This window comes from Pectobacterium zantedeschiae (genome assembly GCF_004137795.1).
GTDB classification, from domain to species: domain Bacteria; phylum Pseudomonadota; class Gammaproteobacteria; order Enterobacterales; family Enterobacteriaceae; genus Pectobacterium; species Pectobacterium zantedeschiae.
Genome location: NZ_NWTM01000001.1, coordinates 3,102,437 through 3,122,761 on the forward strand (window position 1 = coordinate 3,102,437; position 20,325 = coordinate 3,122,761).

Below are 20,325 nucleotides of genomic sequence, written 5' to 3' on the forward strand. Positions count from 1 at the left end.
GCTATTAAGCGTGATGCCTGGGGATGACAATGATAAAAATGAAACTTCCATCTGCGCCTTATTACGACGAGATGCTCTCGTCGCAAGGCCAACAACGTCAACACTACAATTCCTATTGGCAATGGCTCCAACAAACCGACCAGCAGGCCATTAAACAGAAGAAGGAACAGGCAGAACTGCTGTTTCACCGCGTGGGTATTACGTTTAACGTTTATGGCGAGGAAGGCGGTACCGAGCGCTTAATTCCCTTCGACAGCGTACCGCGCATTATTCCTGCCCACGAATGGCAATTGCTCGATCGTGGTATCCGTCAGCGGGTACAGGCGCTGAACGCCTTTCTCTACGATATTTACCATCAGCAGCACATACTCAAGGCCGGTATTATCCCCAGTGAGCAGGTGTTGGCGAATGAGCAGTATCAACCCTGTATGCAAGGGGTGAATCTGCATAACAATATTTACGCCCACATCACTGGGATCGATATGGTGCGCAACAGCGACGGCCATTATTACGTGCTGGAAGACAACCTGCGTACCCCATCCGGCGTTTCCTACATGCTGGAAAACCGCAAAATGATGATGCGGCTCTACCCGGATTTATTTGCCAGCCAGCATATCGCGCCCGTTGAACGTTATCCCAGCTATCTGCTACAGACCCTGCGTGAAAGCACGCAGGTTGACGACCCTACCGTGGTCGTGATGACGCCGGGCCGTTTCAACAGCGCCTACTTTGAACACAGCTTTCTGGCGCAGCAAATGGGCGTTGAACTGGTAGAAAGCGCAGACTTGTTCGTGAAAGAAGGCGCAGTCTATATGCGCACCACAGAAGGTCCGTGTCAGGTCGATGTGATTTATCGTCGCGTGGACGACGCCTTCCTCGATCCGCTAGCATTTCGCGCGGATTCCATGCTCGGCGTGCCTGGTTTGTTGTCCGTGTATCGTGCTGGCGGCGTCGTACTGGCGAATGCTGTCGGTACCGGTGTCGCCGACGATAAATCCATCTATCCCTATGTGCCGGAAATGATCCGTTTCTACCTGTCTGAAGAACCAATCCTTCACAACATTCCAACCTGGCAGTGTCGTAACCCCAAGGACCTGCGCTATGTGCTCGATCATCTGGATAGCATGGTGGTGAAGGAAGTTCACGGAGCAGGCGGCTACGGTATGCTGGTCGGTCCGCGGGCAACGCGTCAGGAGATCGAAACGTTCCGCCAGCGTTTACTTGCCCATCCGCACAACTATATCGGTCAGGAAACGTTAGCGCTGTCCACCTGCCCAACGTTTATCGACGATGGTTTGGCTCCCCGACATATCGATCTGCGCCCTTTCGCCTTGTCCGGTGAGGAAATCCGACTGGTTCCCGGCGGCCTGACGCGCGTCGCACTCACGGAAGGTTCTCTGGTCGTCAACTCTTCACAGGGCGGCGGTACCAAAGACACCTGGGTCATGGAGGAGGACGAATCATGCTAAGTCGTACTGCCAGTGAACTGTATTGGATGGCTCGCTATCTGGAACGGGCCGAGAGCCTCGCCCGCGTGCTGGATGTCACCTACAAACTCTCGATGATGCCGCGCCACAGCCAGCAGCAGCGCGATCTGGCTCTGCCCCTGAATCTGACTGCTACTCACGAGCTATTTCAGCAGCGCTACCCCCACTTTTCTATGAACAATCTGCTGAATTTCTTTGCGCTGGACAGCCAGAACCCAAGCAGCATCTACAACTGTATCGAAATGGCCTGGAATAATGCACACGCCGTGCGCGGCAGTCTTTCCTCCGAGGTCTGGGAGTGTATTAACGCCACCCGCATCGACATTCGGAATCTGCGACATCAGGGTGTAGATAACATCGGGATTGATGCGTTCTTTGACTGGGTGAAAGAGCGTTCCCACCTGTTTCGCGGCGCGATGTTTGGCACGCTGCTGCGCAATGATGCTCAGTGCTTCATCCGTGTGGGCACGTTGATTGAACGCGCCTATGCGACCGCACAGTTACTGAATGTTAAACACCAACAGCTCAATAGCGACCCTGACCCCGTTCGCGAATACTATCGTCTGGATACCCTGCTGCGTGCCGTCAGCGCGCGCGAGGCCTACCACAGCATCTATCGCCAACCAATTAGCCCGGAAACCGTCACCGAGCTGCTGGTTTTACGCGAGGACGTACCGCGTTCGCTGCACGCCTGCGTCGGCGATCTGGTCCTTCAGCTAGAGGCCATCGGCAGCCAACGTGCCAAAGTCCCGCATCGGCTCGCCCACCTGCTACACGTCGAGCTACGCTTCAGCACGCTGGACGACATTCTGGAGCAAGATCTACCCACCTATCTCAATACTTTCATAATTAAAATCAACGAACTGGCAGACAGCATTCGTCATACCTATCTGGAGGCGCTATGAAACTCACCATCAACCACCTCACTCACTACCGTTATGATGAAGAAGTAAAATTTAGCACCCAGTACCTGCGCCTGACGCCGCAAAACTCCGCACATCAGAGAATTCAGGAATGGAAACTGACGCTGCCCGCCTCAGCGGTTCAAACCACCGATGCGTATGGTAATGTGTTGCATGTGCTGACACTCGACCATCCGCATCACGACATCACGATTCATGCGCAAGGCGTGGTTGATATCGGCGACGACGGCGAAAGAGAAGCGTTCGAAACGCAGGATGGTCTGTCGCCACTGGTTTTTTTACGCACGACGCCGCTGACAGAAGCCGATGGCGAAATTCGAGCATTTGCACAACGTTATTATCGCTCGGATGCAGCGGAAGAAAGCCTGAATACGCTGATGGCGGAATTACGGCTGAAAATGCCGTATACTCCCGGCGCGACGCAGGTGCAGGATACCGCAGCAGCGGCGTTTGCCATGCAGAAAGGCGTTTGTCAGGATCATACCCATGTTTTCCTGGCCTGCTGCCGCAGCCTGAATATTCCAGCACGCTATGTCAGCGGCTACGTATACAGTCAGGACACCCACCATGTCGCCATGCACGCCTGGGCGGAAGTGTGGCTAAACGGATACTGGCAGGGATTCGATATTACCAACAGCACCCGGCAGCTCCATCAGCATCTGTGGCTAGCCGTGGGAATGGATTATATGGATGCCTGCCCAGTACGCGGTACGCGGCTGGGAGGCGGATGTGAAGAGATGTTTTCAGAAGCTGAAGTCCGCTTGTTTGAACGGCAACAGCAGGTGCAGCAGCAACAGTAAAATTTTTAACGAAAAGGTGCTTTATGACGTACTGTGTCGCCATGTGTCTGTCTGACGGCCTGGTTTTTGCTTCCGATTCCCGCACTAACGCGGGCGTCGATCATATTGCAACGTTCAAAAAACTCTATGTTTTTCAGCATGACGATGAACGTGTGTTAGTGATCCAATGCGCGGGCAACCTGGCGACAACACAAAGCATCATTAGCCTACTCAGCGCCCGCATTGACGCACAGCATACGCCAAATCTCATGCAGGTTAACTCCATGTATGACGCTGCGATGCTACTCGGGGAAACCGTGCGGGAAGTGATTCACCGCGATAGCAGCGCGCAGCAGAGCGGCAGTAATACCAATTTCGGCTGCAACCTGCTGCTAGGCGGCCAGATTGGCGGTGAAACACATCGGCTGTTCCATATTTATCCTGAAGGCAACTTCATTGAAGCCACGCCGGACACTCCCTATTTCCAGATTGGCGAGAGTAAGTACGGTAAGCCGATCATCGATCGTGTGTTGACGATGGATACTCCGTTGGAGCAAGCCATGTGCTGTGCGCTGATTTCTATCGACTCCACTCTGCGCAGCAACCTGTCGGTTGGTCTGCCGCTGGACGTGATGATTTATCGCACCGGTAGTTTTGACAGCGGTGAGCAGCAGCGCGTTACCGAAAACAACGCCTATTTCACCACGATCCGTAAAGCCTGGTCGGAGGGGCTAGTGAATATCTTCCGCCAGCTTCCCCCCTTCCCTGATAGCCAAGCGTAACTCATCTCCTCATCGGCATTCTGTAGTCACCCTCACGCTTTACTACGAATGCCGAAAAACGCCATCTGGCATTTCAGATATTTCTGTACATTAACTCTCGCAGCCCATAAAAAAACTCCCGATAAGCCGCCAGACCACGCACCGTAAGCCTTCATGGACCTCACCCCCAATCTGATTGAATTTTGTTCAAGTTCGATTTATCTACTAGGTAAGAATTTCTTTGCTCTACATCAATTTTGCAGCGATAAAAGCGCAAACACTCCTACGCAATTTCAATATATAGTGCCTATCCTATAAACACGACCTACATATAGTGTTTATCCACAGTATCATCCACAGCCCTCTGTAACCCTTGTCGGTTAGGGCTTTTGCCTGTGGATAACCTTTCTAGAGGAAGAAAACGTGAAACCAGTAGTGATTAAACGGGACGGTTGCCAGGTGCCTTTTGATGAGATTCGTATCAAAGAGGCGGTCGAACGCGCGGCGCATGCAGCCGGTGTCAATGATGCAGACTACTGCGCAACTGTGGCCTGTGCGGTCGCTCAACAAATGCAGGATAAATCGCGCGTAGATATCCGCGATATTCAGGACGCGGTCGAAAATCTGCTGATGTCCGGCAATTATAAGCAGCTGGCGCGTACCTACATCGAGTACCGACATGACCGAGACATCGCGCGTGAACGCCACGGTCGGCTGAATCAGGAAATTCGCGGTCTGGTCGAGCAGAGTAACATGGCGTTGCTAAACGAGAACGCCAACAAAGACAGTAAAGTGATTCCCACCCAGCGTGACCTGCTGGCTGGTATTGTCGCCAAACATTACGCCAAACAGTACATCCTGCCTCGCGATGTGGTGCTGGCACACGAGCGTGGTGAGATTCACTATCACGACCTCGATTACTCACCCTTTTTCCCAATGTTCAACTGCATGCTCATCGACCTGAACGGCATGCTGACTAACGGCTTCAAAATGGGCAATGCGGAAATTGAGCCACCAAAGTCGATCTCAACCGCTACCGCCGTCACCGCGCAGATTATCGCGCAGGTCGCCAGCCACATTTATGGCGGCACCACGATTAACCGTATTGATGAAATTCTAGCCCCATTTGTCACCGCCAGCCACGCCAAGCATAAGGCCGTGGCGGAGGAGTGGCAGATTCCAGATGCGGAAAACTATGCCCTGACGCGCACCGAAAAAGAGTGCTACGACGCCTTTCAGTCATTGGAATATGAAGTCAACACGCTACACACCGCCAACGGTCAGACGCCGTTCGTCACCTTTGGCTTCGGGCTTGGCACCAGTTGGGAATCCCGTCTGATTCAGGAATCCATCCTGCGCAACCGCATTGCCGGGCTGGGTAAAAACCATAAAACGGCGGTATTCCCGAAACTGGTCTTCGCTATCCGCGACGGTCTGAACCATAAAGCAGGCGATGCGAATTACGATATCAAGCAGCTTGCACTGGAGTGCGCCAGCAAACGCATGTATCCCGATATTCTGAACTACGACCAGGTCGTCAACGTTACCGGTTCATTCAAAACCCCTATGGGCTGCCGCAGCTTCCTCGGTGTTTATGAAGAAGACGGCCAACAGATTCACGATGGTCGCAATAATCTGGGCGTCATCAGTCTGAACCTGCCGCGTATTGCGCTGGAAGCCGAGGGCAATGAAGACCGCTTCTGGACGCTGCTCGATCAACGCCTGACCTTGTCGAAGAAAGCGCTGATAACCCGTATCGCGCGGCTGGAAAACGTGAAAGCCCGCGTCGCGCCAATCTTGTATATGGAAGGTGCCTGTGGCGTGCGCTTAAATGCGGACGACAGCATCGCGGACATCTTCAAGAACGGACGCGCCTCAATTTCGCTGGGCTATATCGGCCTGCATGAAACTATCAATGCTCTCTTCGGTAGCCAAACACACGTGTTTGATGACGAAACGCTACGTGCCAAAGCCGTGGCTATCATTGCCCGTCTGAAAGCCGCTACCGAACAGTGGAAAGACGAAACGGGTTACGGGTTCAGCCTTTACAGCACGCCGAGCGAAAACCTGTGTGACCGTTTCTGCCGTCTGGATACCGCTGAATTTGGCGTCGTACAGGGCGTGACGGACAAAGGCTATTACACCAACAGCTTCCACCTTGATGTGGAGAAGAAGGTGAACCCTTACCAGAAAATCGACTTCGAACTGCCCTATCCGCCGCTGGCTAACGGTGGGTTCATTTGCTACGGCGAATACCCGAACCTGCAACACAACCTCAAAGCGCTGGAAGACGTATGGGATTATAGCTACAGCCGTGTGCCTTACTACGGCACCAACACGCCAATCGACGAATGCTATGAGTGTGGTTTTACTGGTGAATTCGAGTGCACCAGTAAAGGCTTCACCTGCCCGAAATGTGGTAACCACGATTCGGCACGCGTTTCCGTCACGCGCCGCGTGTGCGGCTACCTAGGTAGCCCGGATGCACGTCCGTTCAATGCGGGTAAGCAAGAAGAGGTTAAACGCCGGATTAAGCATCTGGGTAACGGTCAACTGGGGTGATCCCTTCTGGGCCGCAGCAAAGCGGCCCACCTTTCGCGGCACCGTTAGCACACGCCCGCTTCACAACATGGGCTCTACCGTATGAATTACCATCAGTATTATCCGGTCGATGTCGTCAACGGCCCCGGCACCCGCTGCACGCTGTTTGTCGCAGGCTGCGTGCATGAGTGTGTCGGGTGCTACAACAAAAGCACCTGGCGACTGAACTCCGGTCAACCGTTTACACAGCAACAAGAAGATCGGATCATCACCGATCTTCAGGATACGCTCATCCCTCGACAGGGAATTTCGCTATCTGGTGGCGATCCGCTTCACCCACAGAATGTGCCTGACATCCTGCGGCTGGTCGAACGCATACGTGCGGAATGCCCCGGCAAAGATATTTGGGTCTGGACAGGTTACGTGTTGGCGGAACTGACGCCGGAACAACAGCGGGTGGTCGATCTCATCAACGTGTTAGTCGATGGAAAATTTGTGCAAGATCTGAAAGATCCTGCACTGATTTGGCGCGGCAGCAGCAATCAGGTTGTCCACCGCCTGCGTTGATCGATAAGAGGCTACTGAAGCGGTTGCCACTTCCCTAGCGAACGTAATTGATCGGATTCCAGTACCGTAACCCGCGCTTTTGGCTCCGGCGAGAACGCCTGATTCAACAACGCCTGCGCCACGGTTTTCCCCTCAATCGCCCGCCACTTCGCAGGGAACAGGCGGAACAACGGCGCGGCCAAGCTCTCCAATGTGCGACTGTCTTCTCGTTCCCCCAGCAGCATCGACGGCTGTGCCAATGTCAGATGCTGCCAGCCTTGCTGACGCAGCGATTTTTCCGTTTCTCCCTTCACTCGCGAGTAGAAGAAAGGCGATGTGGCATTCGCGCTCAGTGAACTGACGACCAGAAGATGCGTCGCGCCCAGCGCTAACGCCACTTTTGATCCTTCCACGACCAGCGTGTAATCCACATAGCGGAAAGCCTGCTTGCTGCCTGCCGTCTTAAGCGTCGAACCCAGACAACAAAATGCAATATCAACAGGATCGGTCAATTGCGCAAGCGCAGCAGACAGATCGGGATCGTGTGGATTGACCACTTTGTCCGAATGCGCCAACGGTTTACGGGTCGGCGCATAGATCGTCTCTACCCGATTATTGGCTTTCAGCAGTTCTAACAATTCGTGTCCCACTAACCCTGTTGCACCTAGTAACAGTACCCGGCTCATCGGCTTCCCCCCTTGCTCTGCGCCTTTTACTATCCCATCTTTTCATGCTTATGTTGTTCTTTCTGGCCCGTCTGTTCTTCGCGCTGCCAGTAGCGTTTCTTACCAAAGCCCAGCGCGTTGTCCGTCATTTTGACTTCTGTCAGATCGAGCCGCCAGATCGGTGCTTGCGATGCCCGCGCGATAGGAAAACGCGTGTTGTAACGCGTTCTGGCCTCTTGCGCCGCATCCCCCTCTAACTGCACCGCCTGCGCCCGAAACTGCACGCCTTTAATCAACATCACGCTCTTCGGTTGGCCGCTGACCGTACCGGCTACCTGTGGCAACCTTGCCATGATTTCACCGTGCCGCGTCTGCAACTCCGTCATTAGATAGAAGGCTATTTGTTGATCGTCATAAGTATAGAAGCAACTCGCACACCATAATTCCGAATTTTCACCTACGCATAATGTCAGTACGTGCAACTTCTTTAGATAGCGGGAGATTGCCTCAAGATCGCTGCCTGTTTCTCTCAATTCTTTCTGCATCACTGCACCTCATCTACTTTCTGAACGAACGTATCTTGCCCGACCAAGCGTTGGCCCTGCGCAGAATGTGGCAGCATGGCTTGCAGAGGCTTGCTGGTGTGCTTATCCAATAGCAGGGAGTGAGGTTCCCCTTCCGCGAACAGCTGCTGCTCGCCCCACTGGCGTAGCGCCACAACGAGTGGGAATAGCTGCTCACCTTTTGGCGTCAGAACATATTCCTGATAGGCCGAGCTTTCGGAAACGGGCCGAATGGAAAAAATGCCCTCGTCAACCAGAGTGCGCAAACGGTCGGTAAGAATATTTTTGGCAACACCCAAACTGCGCTGAAAATCGCTGAAACGACGGCGATTGTCGAATGCATCGCGGATAATCATTAATGTCCAGCGATCGCCAACCACATCCAATGCACGGGCGACGGGACACACATCCTCTTTCAGACTTTTGCGCTTCACCATGAATATTCCCTCCCCTTTTTCCTGTTCATCCTACCTGCCTTATCCACAAGCTGAAAAACTGACCGTGTATTTTTGGTTGCAGAGTAAAACCAGATTGTCCACACCTTAACTGATTTTACTTTGAAACCAAACTGAGTAATGAAAGCCAATACTATGAAAAATAGTCCTATTCATACCACGTCATCCGTCACTGAATATAATCTTTACAGCACGCTGTACAGCACTGCACCACCAGCACAGAGCATTACCGCGTGCGTTAGTGTTTTGCTGTTGGACTGTGCCAGCACTCTCAGCATCGCCAATGTTTATTACGCACAGCATGGCTGAAGGCATTATCGATAGATTTTCATATCCGTATCGCCGCCGTTGGCAGCGTGACGATTGGGATTTTATTGGCTCGCGTACTGTCCGGTTTCATCGCCGATATGGCAGGCTGGCAGCCATTCTTAATAACGAAGAAACCATGACCGAACGGATATGGCTGACCGATGTGGATAAGCGAGATATGGAACAACTGTCCCCGCAAAATGCGGGGACAGGAGAAAGAGGAAGGATGACGTCATCAGGCCATAGCGTACCAATACGCTAGACGTAAACGCTAATACTAGATACCTGCCCCTGAAAGCGGTTTAGCGCTTCTGCTGCACGTTGCAGACTTTCGGTATTCTGCACTTCGCTACGGGATGATGCACCCGCAACACCCTGCTGAATAGTGTCGAAAACATTAATCGGCTGGAATACGTTGGAAGGCGGAATGCTCCCACCTTCAGCTCGCGGCGACGAAATGAAACCCAGCAACGCAGAGCCTTCTTCCCGCCCCAGTTGTCCGCTGCTCACCAGACTACCGACCGTTTCATATAATTCAGCAGGGCTAATACGGGTGAAATCATACCGCGTCGTCTGACCAACAGGCACAGCCCCGCTGCCCGCCTGATAAGACTGAAGCTGTTCAGACAGCGCCGTTTTCTCGGCATGCTCTGTAGAACGCTTAGCCATCACCTGCTGGCTGGCAAAGACGGACGTCTCTGCGGCTTCAACTTTCATATCACCTCCTTACGGTAACGTATGGAAGACAAAAATTATTGGCATAGCACGACACCATTACGGTGAGTGCAAAAATGGCGTTCTTTAATACTGACACGCAATCTAGCATCCCGCCAGCCAGAAGGGGGATTTGATCCTGTGCGGGGAACTCGCAGGCAAAGACGGCCAGGTGCTCAGCTCTGGAGGTTTATCTCTGAAGACGCAGCAGAGCCATAAACAAAAAATAAGAAAAAAGAGAATAATATTTAAATTGTCTTATAATTAACTTATATCAAGGAAGACTGTCGCTTGAGGGATTCATGATTAAGGTTAGTTGGTCAAAACGGGCATTAAAACAACTCGGCACCATTGACACCAGGTATCGAAAACGAATCAAAGAAAAAGTGGGCGAGCTGAGTACATTTCCAGATGTGAATCTGGATCTGAAAAAACTCGAATCGTCTGGTAAGCAATATCGGCTACGGGTTGGAGATTACCGCATTATCTTTGAGCTAATCAACGAGGTACCACAAGTGTGCGAGATACTTGAAGTCAAGCGAAGGACAACGACGACATACTGAGAAGGAAAGCGCATCCTTCTTTACACCACAACTGATTTTCACCTATCGAAAGAAAATGTTGGAGCAATACACTATGAGCATACAAGTGATTCGGGATAAAAGCGGTAAACCTGAATATGCTGTTGTTCCGTATGAGTTATATCAGAAACTTATTGAAAACGCTGACGATCCAGCCCTTTATGAGAGTATTCCCTACGCTCAGAGCAAAGATGACGACGTCTCTATCCCTCATGAAGTGGTTAGCATTCACATTGATCAAGAAATCAGCTTACAGGCAGCATGGCGAATTTTCAGAGGTTTCTCTCAGCAAGAGGTTGCAAGCGCGCTTGGCATGACGCAAGCAGCCGTCTCTCAGCTTGAATCTCCAGACTCAAGGCCACAAAAACGCACACGAGAAAAGCTGGCTAAGCTGTACAACTGCGAACCAGAACAGCTAATCCTTTAGTCACCTCAATCCTCAGTTTTTTATCCCCGCTAGCGCGGGGAACAATAAATTGTCATTCAGATGATTAAGAACGAGTCTTACACCGTCGGCGCATTACTCGCCAATGCGACGACGTTCTCTTGCTCTGTGGTGGCTTTACTGGCCTTCTCTTTTTTCTTTTCCACGTAGGTCAGTTTTTCCTGGCTCTGCGTCGGTGGGGTCAACGGATGGGATTGGCCAGTGAAGATGCCACCTTTTTCGATGGAGAGTTCATCAGTGAAAATATCACCGAACACTTTTCCTTGCGCCAGAATCGCCACGACGCTGGCGACTACGCGTCCTTCAACACGACCATTGATGACAATCTGCTGCGATTTCATTTCGCCGTTTACCTGACCAGTGTGTTCCACTTTAATCGTGTTATCACACTGCACATCACCTTCTACCTGACCTTCCACGGTGATGTTGCCATCAACCGACAGAGACCCCGTCATACGCGCCCCCTGAGAAATGAAAGTGTCCTTTTTTACACGAACAGGGGTCACTGAATTAATCAACTCGTTCGATGGGCTGATGGCGGGAGAGGTGTTTATTTCACTGCGCTCTTGCGGCTCTTTTACGTCTTTTTTATTTTTATCAAATGAAAACATCATGTTATTCCTTTTAACAGTATAGAAAAATGCAATCACGGCACTTGCAGCCAGCATGGCAGCCACTCCCTGACCGTAATATCGAAGGGGAAATTCGCTATAAATATCAACAAGCCAGACGACAACCAACAAAGCCCATATCGCCCATATTCCCCAAAGCAGGTTGTAATTACGCACCGGGATAAACCCAGCAAGAGGTGGGGTAACGCATATCCTTCTCCATTCGTCCTTTTTTGCAGCTTGATGCCAGATTAATTCTGGTCATGCCTCATAACTATCGGATGGTAAGTCCTTTTATTTAGTCTGATGACCGTAGCACGTGATGACTATCGCATAAATTTTCGCCAACACAGCGTGGAAATGTGCGTTTTCTTGATGTGGGTTCATCTCTGCGGTGAAGAGTGTTGCTTAGCAAAACCGATTCTTCTATTTTAGCAAACAGTCTGACTATCGTTGATAAGAGTAACTTTATGGCAAACAGAATTTGGGTCATGGGCGACGCGGTTGTCGACCTCATCCCGGAAGATACAGAACGCTATCTGAAATGCCCCGGCGGTGCGCCAGCCAATGTCGCGGTTGGCATTGCCAGACTGGGAGGAGACAGCGCCTTTGTCGGTCGCGTCGGTGACGATGTTTTTGGCCATTTTCTAAAAACGGTGCTGGAACGGGAAAATGTCGATACCCATTACATGGCGCACGACAGGCACCATCGCACGTCAACCGTCGTCGTGAGCCTTGATGAAACAGGAGAGCGCACCTTCACGTTTATGGTGCGCCCAAGCGCTGACCTGTTTTTACAGCCTGACGACCTGCCAACATTCAACCGGAGAGAGTGGCTGCACCTCTGCTCCATCGCGCTGTCACAGGAACCGTCGCGCAGTACTGCCTTTGAGGCAATGCGGCAGATTAAAGCCGCACTGGGGCGAGTTTGCTTCGACCCCAATATCCGTGACGACCTCTGGCAAAGCGAGCAGGAACTGCGCGACTGCCTGACACAAGCGCTGATGCTGGCCGATGTGGTGAAACTATCGCGCGAAGAACTGACCTTTCTTTGCCCAACACTGGACGTTGAAGAAGGGATCCAACAGTTCATGCAGCGCTACCCCACTCGGCTATTGCTGGTGACGCTGGGCAGCGAAGGCGTCTGGCTGCACGATCGCCATCAGCTACGACACTTTAGTGCGCCGTCGGTGACGCCTGTCGATACCACCGGTGCAGGGGACGCCTTCGTTGCCGGTTTGCTACACGGCCTGGCGGAATATGACGATCTGTCACAGCCACTAAGCTGGGACCCGATTATCGAGCAGGCGCAGCAGTGCGGCGCACTGGCGACCACGGCAAAAGGCGCGATGACGGCACTCCCCTACGCGCAGCAATTGCACACCCTCCCCGCAGCCAAACCCTAGCCCCTTCGTTTCATGCAGTTACCGCCCGGTTTTGTAGTCAGGATCACAGTTACAGAATCGGGCGAGTGAAATTTCTTGCTAACCCTTCTGCTGGCTTTTATTTTCCTCATGAAAAACCGGTTTAGCATTTTAGCTAAACATGAAAAATCCAAAAACAATAAATCTCCTTCACGACGAGAACGAAAAAATGAAACCAAGCCACCTTGCTGTGACGATAGGATTATTACTTTCCTCCCCGTTTTACGTTTCCGCTGCCAACACCGACAGTATTGAAGACCGCCTGAATGCACTAGAACAGCGTTTGCAACAGGCTGAAGCCCGTGCTCAAGCCGCCGAGGCCAGAGCTAATGCCGCTGAAAAGCAAACCCAGCAGCTCGCAACTCGCACCACCCAAACCGAACAAAAGACCCAGCAGGTGGAGCAGCGTACGACAGCACTGGCCAAGCAGAAATCCTTCGCAGATGGATTTGAATTCCACGGCTACGCGCGTTCCGGCCTGTCGATCAATGATTCCGCTACCAGTTCCAAAACCGATATCGGGCCGGGCATGTCCCCTGCCGGCCAGACGGGTGGACATATTGGCCGCCTAGGTAATGAAGACGACACCTACGTCGAGATCAAACTGGAACACAAACAGAAGCTGGATAACGGCGCAACCACCCGCTTCAAGGTGATGATGGCGGACGGTCAGCGCAGCTATAACGACTGGACGGCGACCACCAGCGATCTAAACATCCGCGAAGCCTTCGTCGAGTTAGGTTCACTGCCAACGTTCACTGGTGCCTTTAAGGACACTACGCTGTGGGCAGGCAAACGCTTCGATCGCGATAACTTCGATATTCACTGGCTCGACAGTGACGTGGTATTCCTCGCCGGCACCGGCGGCGGGATCTATGACGTGAAATGGGCAGATAGCGCCAAGAGTAACTTCTCGCTGTATGGCCGCAGCCTCGGTGAAATCACCTCGCTAGATAATGACATCAAAAACTACGTCTTTACCGCCAACAACTACGTTGGGCCATTCCAGTTCATGCTGAGCGGATTAACGGCGAAGAACAACGATGTAAAAGAGAACACCGGCACAAGCCGCGATAGCACCATCGTCACCAATACCAATGCAGGCGATAAAGGCTATCACGCGATGGTGGCTTACTACGGCGACAGCTTCTATGGCTTACGCGACGGGACCTCAAAAGCCGCGATCCTCTACGGCCACGGGCTCGGCGGCGAAGTGAAGAATATCGGTTCCGACGGTAATCTCACTAACGACGCCAATACCTGGCGCTTTGCCACCTACGGCACGACAGCACTGAATAAGACCTGGAGCTTCGCACCGTCTATTCTGGCGCAAACCAGCAAAGACCGTTACGTCAGCGGCGACAGCTACGAATGGGTGACCTTTAATGCGCGCCTGATTCAGGAAATCACCGAAAACTTTGCACTGGCCTATGAAGGCAGCTATCAATACATGGACCTCGAGCCACGCGGTTATCGGAGCCTGAATCAGGTTAGCGGCGGCTTCTATAAACTGACCTTCGCGCCTACGTTCAAGGTCGGTGATATTGGCAATTTCTTTAGCCGTCCTGAATTACGTGTGTTTGCCAGCTACATGGACTGGGATAAACGACTGGATAACTACTCCAGTGAAGATACGTTTGGCTCCACCGGCTTTAAAGCAGGCGGCGAATGGAACTTCGGTATCCAGATGGAAACCTGGTTCTAATCATTGGCTAGCCTCGGCGTCGATTACGCGTTAATCGACGCTGAAGACACAGCATATATAGAGGAATAACATGGATATCAACGCTACTGCCGCCGCGCTCATCCCCCTTCTCGGAGGGAAAGAAAACATCGCCAGCGCTGCCCACTGTGCGACTCGCCTGCGCCTGGTGCTGAATGACGACAACCTGGCTGACAAGAAAGCCATTGAGAACGTTGACGGTGTGAAAGGGTGCTTCCAGAACGCCGGACAAATGCAGATTATTTTCGGCACAGGGCTGGTTAACAAAGTGTATGCCGAGTTCATCAAAGCGGCGGGCATCAGTGAATCAAGCAAATCCGAAGCGGCCTCTATCGCGGCGAAAAAGCTGAACCCGCTACAACGTCTGGCGCGCCTGCTCTCGAACATTTTCGTCCCTATCATGCCAGCGATTATCGCTTCTGGCCTGTTGATGGGGCTGCTCGGCATGATCAAGACTTACGGTTGGGTCGACTCCAGCAGTGCAATCTTCGTGATGCTGGATATGTTCAGTTCCGCGGCCTTTATTATCCTGCCTGTGCTGATCGGTTTTACTGCCGCACGGGAATTCGGCGGTAATCCCTATCTGGGTGCAACGCTGGGTGGCATTTTGACGCATCCGGCGCTGACCAATGCCTGGGGCGTCGCGGGCGGCTTCCAAACCATGCATTTCTTCGGCATGGACATCGCCATGATCGGCTATCAGGGCACCGTATTCCCAGTCTTGCTGGCCGTCTGGTTCATGAGTATCGTAGAAAAGCGCCTGCGCAAAGTCGTACCAGATGCACTCGACATCATCGTCACACCTTTCCTGACCGTCATCATCTCAGGGTTCGTCGCGATGCTGCTCATCGGTCCGGCTGGGCGCGCATTGGGTGATGGCATTTCTCTCGTCCTCAGCACCTTGATTACTCATGCGGGTTGGTTAGCCGGTTTGCTGTTCGGCGGTCTCTATTCCGTCATTGTGATCACCGGTGTTCACCATAGCTTCCATGCGATTGAAGCTGGGCTGCTTGGTAACCCGAATATCGGCGTCAACTTCCTGCTGCCGATTTGGGCGATGGCAAACGTGGCGCAGGGCGGTGCGTGTCTGGCGGTCTATTTCAAAACGCGTGATGCCAAAACCAGAGCGATTGCCGTTCCAGCGGGACTCTCTTGTCTGCTGGGTATCACCGAAGCGGCGATCTTTGGTATCAACCTGCGCTTCATTAAGCCATTTCTGGCGGCGCTGGCAGGCGGTGCGCTCGGTGGCGCATGGGTCGTCTTCAATCACGTCAATATGACTGCCGTCGGGCTGACCGGTTTTCCGGGTCTGGCCATTGTGCAGGGTGGCTCGATGCTTAACTACCTGATTGGGATGTTGATTGCATTCGGTGCCGCCTTTGTCATTTCCTTACTGCTGAAATACAAAACGGATAGCGAATAATGAAGGAAGTCCACTTAGTAAAGCGCATGGCACACGCCCTGATGTCAGGTCACTCACGGAAACAGGCAGACCCGTATCGCCCGGAATGGCATCTGTCGCCGTGTGTGGGTCTGCTTAACGATCCGAACGGATTTATTCATCACAACGGGCGTTACCATCTGTTTTATCAGTGGAATCCTTTAGCCTGTGCCCACGGAGCAAAATTCTGGGGGCACTGGAGTTCCACCGATCTGGTGAACTGGAAGCATGAACCCGTCGCGCTGGTGCCGAGCGAAAGCTATGAAAGCCACGGCTGCTACTCCGGTTCTGCCGTCGTGGACCAAGGTGCGATCACGCTAATTTATACCGGTAACGTCAAATACGATGACGGTTCACGCACCGCGTTTCAGTGCCTCGCCCGCGAAAATCCTAACGGAGAATACGATAAGCTGGGCGCGGTTCTGACGCTTCCTGACGGCTACACCGGACATGTTCGCGATCCCAAAGTGTGGCGTCATGATGACCACTGGTACATGGTGCTCGGCGCGCAGGATCTTGATCTTCAGGGAAAGGTACTGCTCTATCGTTCTACCGATCTGCTGGCGTGGGAAAAGATCGCCGAGATCGCGGGTTCTCGTTTGGGCGGACTCGGTGATTTTGGCTATATGTGGGAGTGTCCAGACCTGTTTCCTCTGGATGGCAAGGACGTACTGATTTGCTGCCCGCAGGGCGTTCCCGCCGAAGACGAGCGCTACTTGAATACCTTTCAGGCGGGCTATTTCATTGGCTCACTCGATTACCAAAGCGGTGCTTACCCGCATCAGGGCTTTCACGAGCTGGATCTCGGCTTCGAGTTTTACGCCCCACAAACTACGCTGAGTGAAGATGGGCGACGCCTGCTTTTTGGTTGGATGTCGATTCCTGACGACAATGAGTTTTTTGAACCGACCATCGAGTACGGCTGGATCCATATCATGACCTGTCCGCGTGAACTCACGCTGCATGGCGATCGTGTTTATCAACGTCCTGCGCGCGAATTACAACAGCTGCGTAGGCAGCATTACACCTGGCAGGGTGCAGCAGAATACGCCTCGCCGCTACCCATAAGTAGTGCAGAAATACTCATCACCGTTCAGGGGGAATTCCAACTCAACCTTGCCTCTCAGCTTGTTCTCTGTTGGGACGGCGAACGCGTAACGATGAGCCGACACAGCCGTCGCACTGGCGAGCCCGAACACCGCTACTGGCGCGGCGACCTGAGTCAATTACAGATATTGTGCGATCGCTCCAGCGTTGAAATTTTTATCAACGACGGCGAGGCCGTGATGTCTGCACGTATTTTCCCGGAAAGCGAGGCGACCATGACGTTCAGTGGCTCTGGACGATTAACGCTACAACACTGGCTGTTAGCGCCATGCGTGATAGAATAACTTTCCTTTTTTCTGATAGCAGACCACGCGGTGAAACCGACTAAACGCATAACAATCAGTGACATCGCCGCGCTGGCCGGTGTATCAAAATCCACCGCCAGTCTGGTGCTTAATGGCCGCAGCAAAGAGTTCCGCGTTTCTGATGAAACGCGCGATCGCATTTTAGCCGTCGCGCACGAGCAACGTTATCAGCCCAGCATTCACGCGCGTTCTCTACGTTCCTCACGCAGCAATACGTTAGGGCTGGTCGTGCCGGAAATGACCAACTACGGCTTCGCCGTGATTTCCCGCGAGCTGGAGATGCTGTGCCGTGAAGCCGGGCTACAACTGCTGATTGCCTGTACCGACGAGAATGCCAGTCAGGAAATGATGGCAGTCAACAGTCTGGTGCAGCGCCAGGTCGATGGCCTGATTGTCGCCTCCAGCCTGCTGAGCGATACCGAGTATCAGAAAATTAACCAACAACTGCCCGTCGTACAATTTGACCGGGTTATTGGTGATTCCACGCTGCCGATGGTCATTTCCGAAGCGGTAGAATCCACAGCAGAAATGGTCGAACGTATCGCCCGTCAGCATCGTGATGAGTTCTACTTCCTTGGCGGCCAGCCGCGAATTTCCCCGACTCGCCATCGTCTGGAAGGCTTCCAGCTTGGGCTGGCAAGGGCTGGCATCGACGGCAAGCCGGAGTGGATTATTCACGGTAGCTATCATCCCAGCGCGGGTTATGAAATGTTTGCCCAACTGTGTGCAACACTAGGCCGTCCGCCCAAAGCGCTGTTTGTTGCCGCCTGTGGCCTGATGGAAGGCGTGCTGCGTTATATGAACCAGCATAACCTGATGGAAAGCGGCATCCGTCTGTGCTGCTTTGACGATCACTATCTGTTTGATTGTTTACCGCTGAAGATCGATACCGTGGCGCAGGATTGTGAAAATCTGGCGCGCAACAGCTTTGAAATGATTACGAGTTTGATTGCACAACAGCCGCTTGAAGACGATCGACGCTATATCCCGACGCGTATTCACTGGCGTCATCCTGACTCCCGGGCATGACTCGCAACATAGCCCAACACACTTCGCCAACCGGTAGAACGTAAAAAGGGAACGTGGTTAGCGTCGCTCCTAAGAGCCTCACACCACATTCCCTTTGAATCGATAAAACGTTATTTAGCGGCAGCGGTTTCCGCCCCAACCAGACCGACCTTGAGGTAGCCCGCTTTACGCAGCGAATCCATCACGCTCATGATGGTTTCATAATCGACGCTTTTATCTGCCTGAAAGAAGATGGTCGTTTCTTTGTTAGCACTGGTTTTCGCATCCAGTACCTGAGCCAGAGACTGCTCGTTAACCACCTCTTCCCCCAAGAACATTTGCTTATCCGCTTTTACCGTCAGGTAAAGCGGTTTTTCCGGCCGCGGCTGCGGTACTGCCGATGAAGCTGGCAGATCGACACGAATGTCCACCGTCGCCAACGGTGCCGCTACCATGAAGATAATCAGCAGAACCAGCATGACGTCAATGAACGGCGTGACGTTAATGTCATGCATTTCACCGTCATCACTCACGTCCTCCTTCAAATGCATCGCCATGACTTAACCCACCCGCAGTTTATGCGCGGCTGAAGACGCCCGGTTATCATTGCTGGCAGCCACGTCGAGATCGCGACTTTGCAGCAGCAGCACTTGAGCAGCCACATCACCAACCGTTGCTTTATAACCAGCAATAGAGCGTGCGAAGACGTTATAGATGACAACCGCAGGAATCGCGGCAACCAGACCAATCGCCGTCGCCAGCAGGGCTTCCGCGATACCCGGCGCAACCACCGCTAGGTTAGTTGTTTGTGTCTGTGCGATACCGATGAAGCTATTCATGATGCCCCATACCGTACCAAACAGACCCACGAACGGTGCAACCGCGCCGACCGTTGCCAAATAGCCGTTACCACGCCCCATATGACGTCCGGTAGCCGCCACTCGACGTTCCAGACGAAACGCGGTGCGCTCTTTAATTCCGTTGTTGTCATCAGAACGGGCAGAAAGCTCCAGTTCGTTCTGCGCATCTGCCAGCAATTGTTGCGCTACGCTGCCTGCTTTGAAGGCGTCCGCCGTTTCCAGCGCATCGTCGAGCGTTTTCGCCTGTTGCAGCGCCAGATACTCACGACGCAGACGACGTTTCGCGCCAGACATTTCGACGCTTTTACTGAAGAAGATCGCCCAGGTAATCACAGAGGCCAACAGCAGTCCGATCATCACCGTTTTCACTACAGCATCAGCGTGCTGGTACATGCCCCAAACGGACAGGTCGGTTTTCATCAGATTATTCGTACCCGGCGCAGCACTGGCCGGAAGCGTGAGCGCCGATGCTGGTGCATCTGTCGTCACGGGGGTAGAAGGAGATGCAACAGCAGGCTGTGCGGCTGGCGCTGTATTCTCGGTCGATAACGGCGTGGTTGCCGGAGCCGCAAACGCATTTCCACTTAGTCCCGCTGTACACAGCAGGATAACCAGCACGCTACGGGAAAATGCGCTGAACGCGCCACGTTTTTTTTGCCAGGTTGATAACACCTGTTGAGTTGTATTACTGACAGCCGTCTTCACGCTGTGCCTCCACCATTCGTTCTGTACAATACCCGCACATACCCGCAGGTATAATGCAGCAATAACGCAGCCTGAAATGATACCAAACCCTGAACGAATTGATAGTCGTTCTCATTATTATTTACACCAGATAACGCACTTTTTCTTGCGTTCTGACAGGGTTTTTAGGGGTATTGTCAGCACATTGGCAGGAAAAGCATAAAAACACTCAGAAGAAGAGCATTCAGGAATATATCGGGAAAGGGATCGTCCTAAAAACAACGTACTGCCCAAGGTTTTTATGATCAACTTTTTGTGATCAACATTAAGTTATCAGACCATTTCATGATGGCTGGCGATAAGTTTGCTGAAATAAATAGATACATACGCACA

21 protein-coding genes are annotated in these 20,325 nt (G+C 52.6%); 14 read left to right on the top strand and 7 right to left on the bottom strand.

Features of this window, described 5'->3' with window-relative positions; all coding sequences use genetic code 11:
- Positions 1-29: 29 nt before the first annotated feature.
- From CLR69_RS13930 to nrdG, 6 genes are all read left to right on the top strand, one after another.
- Entirely contained in the window at positions 30-1,469 is a 1,440-nt protein-coding gene (locus tag CLR69_RS13930; protein ID WP_129702602.1) for a circularly permuted type 2 ATP-grasp protein, read from the top strand.
- Complete coding sequence (locus CLR69_RS13935) at positions 1,463-2,392, top strand: alpha-E domain-containing protein (RefSeq protein ID WP_129702601.1); 930 nt, start codon at positions 1,463-1,465, stop codon at positions 2,390-2,392. Before CLR69_RS13930 ends, CLR69_RS13935 begins: the two co-directional genes overlap by 7 nt.
- Positions 2,389-3,210, top strand: a complete 822-nt coding sequence (locus tag CLR69_RS13940) for a transglutaminase family protein (RefSeq protein ID WP_129713490.1) — start codon at positions 2,389-2,391, stop codon at positions 3,208-3,210. Before CLR69_RS13935 ends, CLR69_RS13940 begins: the two co-directional genes overlap by 4 nt.
- A 23-nt stretch (positions 3,211-3,233) precedes the next feature.
- A complete protein-coding gene (locus CLR69_RS13945) occupies positions 3,234-3,971 on the top strand; it encodes a proteasome-type protease (RefSeq protein WP_129702599.1) in 738 nt (245 codons plus the stop codon).
- A gap of 402 nt (positions 3,972-4,373) precedes the next feature.
- The gene (gene nrdD, locus CLR69_RS13950) at positions 4,374-6,512 is read left to right on the top strand and encodes an anaerobic ribonucleoside-triphosphate reductase (RefSeq protein ID WP_129702598.1); all 2,139 of its coding nucleotides are present in this window, start codon (positions 4,374-4,376) and stop codon (positions 6,510-6,512) included.
- 81 nt (positions 6,513-6,593) lie between these two features.
- Complete coding sequence (gene nrdG, locus CLR69_RS13955; protein WP_129702597.1) at positions 6,594-7,058, top strand: anaerobic ribonucleoside-triphosphate reductase-activating protein; 465 nt, start codon at positions 6,594-6,596, stop codon at positions 7,056-7,058.
- A gap of 11 nt (positions 7,059-7,069) precedes the next feature.
- Here the strand turns inward: nrdG and CLR69_RS13960 are convergent, their stop codons facing one another.
- The 3 genes from CLR69_RS13960 to CLR69_RS13970 are packed head-to-tail and all read right to left on the bottom strand — an operon-like array spanning position 7,070 to position 8,702.
- Entirely contained in the window at positions 7,070-7,723 is a 654-nt protein-coding gene (locus CLR69_RS13960) for a Rossmann-fold NAD(P)-binding domain-containing protein (protein ID WP_129702596.1), read from the bottom strand.
- Positions 7,724-7,752: 29 nt separating this feature from the next.
- Positions 7,753-8,247, bottom strand: coding sequence for a YhbP family protein (locus CLR69_RS13965; protein WP_129713491.1), 495 nt, complete (start codon positions 8,245-8,247; stop codon positions 7,753-7,755).
- A complete protein-coding gene (locus tag CLR69_RS13970) occupies positions 8,247-8,702 on the bottom strand; it encodes a winged helix-turn-helix transcriptional regulator (protein WP_129713492.1) in 456 nt (151 codons plus the stop codon). The genes CLR69_RS13965 and CLR69_RS13970 overlap by 1 nt, the downstream gene beginning before the upstream one ends.
- Positions 8,703-9,003: 301 nt before the next feature.
- Between CLR69_RS13970 and CLR69_RS23435 the strand changes: the two genes are divergently transcribed.
- Positions 9,004-9,291 carry a hypothetical protein gene (locus CLR69_RS23435; RefSeq protein WP_165346017.1) on the top strand — a complete coding sequence of 96 codons (288 nt, stop codon included), beginning with the start codon at positions 9,004-9,006 and terminating at the stop codon, positions 9,289-9,291.
- On the opposite strand, the gene CLR69_RS13980 is transcribed toward CLR69_RS23435, so the two are convergent.
- Complete coding sequence (locus CLR69_RS13980) at positions 9,288-9,746, bottom strand: hypothetical protein (protein WP_129702593.1); 459 nt, start codon at positions 9,744-9,746, stop codon at positions 9,288-9,290. The genes CLR69_RS23435 and CLR69_RS13980 overlap by 4 nt on opposite strands.
- Positions 9,747-10,045: 299 nt before the next feature.
- Here CLR69_RS13980 and CLR69_RS13985 point away from each other — a divergent pair, with 299 nt between their 5' ends.
- On the top strand, positions 10,046-10,306 hold the full coding sequence (locus CLR69_RS13985) for a type II toxin-antitoxin system RelE family toxin (protein ID WP_129713493.1): 261 nt from the start codon (positions 10,046-10,048) through the stop codon (positions 10,304-10,306).
- A 73-nt stretch (positions 10,307-10,379) separates the two neighbouring features.
- Positions 10,380-10,751: a helix-turn-helix domain-containing protein gene (locus tag CLR69_RS13990; RefSeq protein WP_129713494.1), complete on the top strand. Its 372-nt coding sequence runs from the start codon at positions 10,380-10,382 to the stop codon at positions 10,749-10,751.
- Positions 10,752-10,828: 77 nt separating this feature from the next.
- Here the strand turns inward: CLR69_RS13990 and CLR69_RS13995 are convergent, their stop codons facing one another.
- Positions 10,829-11,380: a bactofilin family protein gene (locus CLR69_RS13995; RefSeq protein ID WP_129713566.1), complete on the bottom strand. Its 552-nt coding sequence runs from the start codon at positions 11,378-11,380 to the stop codon at positions 10,829-10,831.
- A 470-nt stretch (positions 11,381-11,850) separates the two neighbouring features.
- On the opposite strand from CLR69_RS13995, the gene CLR69_RS14000 reads away from it, so the two are divergent.
- From CLR69_RS14000 to CLR69_RS14020, 5 genes are all read left to right on the top strand, one after another.
- A complete protein-coding gene (locus tag CLR69_RS14000; RefSeq protein WP_129713495.1) occupies positions 11,851-12,786 on the top strand; it encodes an aminoimidazole riboside kinase in 936 nt (311 codons plus the stop codon).
- Positions 12,787-12,973: 187 nt separating this feature from the next.
- Positions 12,974-14,509, top strand: coding sequence for a carbohydrate porin (locus CLR69_RS14005; RefSeq protein WP_129713496.1), 1,536 nt, complete (start codon positions 12,974-12,976; stop codon positions 14,507-14,509).
- Positions 14,510-14,579: 70 nt separating this feature from the next.
- Complete coding sequence (locus tag CLR69_RS14010) at positions 14,580-15,950, top strand: sucrose-specific PTS transporter subunit IIBC (RefSeq protein ID WP_129702590.1); 1,371 nt, start codon at positions 14,580-14,582, stop codon at positions 15,948-15,950.
- Complete coding sequence (locus CLR69_RS14015) at positions 15,950-17,359, top strand: glycoside hydrolase family 32 protein (protein WP_129713497.1); 1,410 nt, start codon at positions 15,950-15,952, stop codon at positions 17,357-17,359. The genes CLR69_RS14010 and CLR69_RS14015 overlap by 1 nt, the downstream gene beginning before the upstream one ends.
- A gap of 30 nt (positions 17,360-17,389) precedes the next feature.
- Positions 17,390-18,409 carry a LacI family DNA-binding transcriptional regulator gene (locus CLR69_RS14020; RefSeq protein WP_129713498.1) on the top strand — a complete coding sequence of 340 codons (1,020 nt, stop codon included), beginning with the start codon at positions 17,390-17,392 and terminating at the stop codon, positions 18,407-18,409.
- 110 nt (positions 18,410-18,519) lie between these two features.
- Here the strand turns inward: CLR69_RS14020 and exbD are convergent, their stop codons facing one another.
- Positions 18,520-18,945: a TonB system transport protein ExbD gene (gene exbD, locus CLR69_RS14025; RefSeq protein WP_039304187.1), complete on the bottom strand. Its 426-nt coding sequence runs from the start codon at positions 18,943-18,945 to the stop codon at positions 18,520-18,522.
- 3 nt (positions 18,946-18,948) lie between these two features.
- Positions 18,949-19,953, bottom strand: a complete 1,005-nt coding sequence (exbB, locus tag CLR69_RS14030; RefSeq protein WP_129713499.1) for a tol-pal system-associated acyl-CoA thioesterase — start codon at positions 19,951-19,953, stop codon at positions 18,949-18,951.
- Between the last annotated feature and the right edge of the window lie 372 nt (positions 19,954-20,325).

Excerpts from the sequence above, each read along its gene's own strand:
- CLR69_RS13930 (WP_129702602.1), top strand. The coding sequence starts at position 30 with ATGATAAAAATGAAACTTCCATCTGCGCCTTATTACGACGAGATGCTC.
- CLR69_RS13935 (WP_129702601.1), top strand. The coding sequence starts at position 1,463 with ATGCTAAGTCGTACTGCCAGTGAACTGTATTGGATGGCTCGCTATCTG.
- CLR69_RS13940 (WP_129713490.1), top strand. The coding sequence starts at position 2,389 with ATGAAACTCACCATCAACCACCTCACTCACTACCGTTATGATGAAGAA.
- CLR69_RS13945 (WP_129702599.1), top strand. The coding sequence starts at position 3,234 with ATGACGTACTGTGTCGCCATGTGTCTGTCTGACGGCCTGGTTTTTGCT.
- nrdG (WP_129702597.1), top strand. The coding sequence starts at position 6,594 with ATGAATTACCATCAGTATTATCCGGTCGATGTCGTCAACGGCCCCGGC.
- CLR69_RS13960 (WP_129702596.1), bottom strand. The coding sequence starts at position 7,723 with ATGAGCCGGGTACTGTTACTAGGTGCAACAGGGTTAGTGGGACACGAA.
- CLR69_RS13965 (WP_129713491.1), bottom strand. The coding sequence starts at position 8,247 with ATGCAGAAAGAATTGAGAGAAACAGGCAGCGATCTTGAGGCAATCTCC.
- CLR69_RS13970 (WP_129713492.1), bottom strand. The coding sequence starts at position 8,702 with ATGGTGAAGCGCAAAAGTCTGAAAGAGGATGTGTGTCCCGTCGCCCGT.
- CLR69_RS23435 (WP_165346017.1), top strand. The coding sequence starts at position 9,004 with ATGTTTATTACGCACAGCATGGCTGAAGGCATTATCGATAGATTTTCA.
- CLR69_RS13980 (WP_129702593.1), bottom strand. The coding sequence starts at position 9,746 with ATGAAAGTTGAAGCCGCAGAGACGTCCGTCTTTGCCAGCCAGCAGGTG.
- CLR69_RS13985 (WP_129713493.1), top strand. The coding sequence starts at position 10,046 with ATGATTAAGGTTAGTTGGTCAAAACGGGCATTAAAACAACTCGGCACC.
- CLR69_RS13990 (WP_129713494.1), top strand. The coding sequence starts at position 10,380 with ATGAGCATACAAGTGATTCGGGATAAAAGCGGTAAACCTGAATATGCT.
- CLR69_RS13995 (WP_129713566.1), bottom strand. The coding sequence starts at position 11,380 with ATGTTTTCATTTGATAAAAATAAAAAAGACGTAAAAGAGCCGCAAGAG.
- CLR69_RS14000 (WP_129713495.1), top strand. The coding sequence starts at position 11,851 with ATGGCAAACAGAATTTGGGTCATGGGCGACGCGGTTGTCGACCTCATC.
- CLR69_RS14005 (WP_129713496.1), top strand. The coding sequence starts at position 12,974 with ATGAAACCAAGCCACCTTGCTGTGACGATAGGATTATTACTTTCCTCC.
- CLR69_RS14010 (WP_129702590.1), top strand. The coding sequence starts at position 14,580 with ATGGATATCAACGCTACTGCCGCCGCGCTCATCCCCCTTCTCGGAGGG.
- CLR69_RS14015 (WP_129713497.1), top strand. The coding sequence starts at position 15,950 with ATGAAGGAAGTCCACTTAGTAAAGCGCATGGCACACGCCCTGATGTCA.
- exbD (WP_039304187.1), bottom strand. The coding sequence starts at position 18,945 with ATGGCGATGCATTTGAAGGAGGACGTGAGTGATGACGGTGAAATGCAT.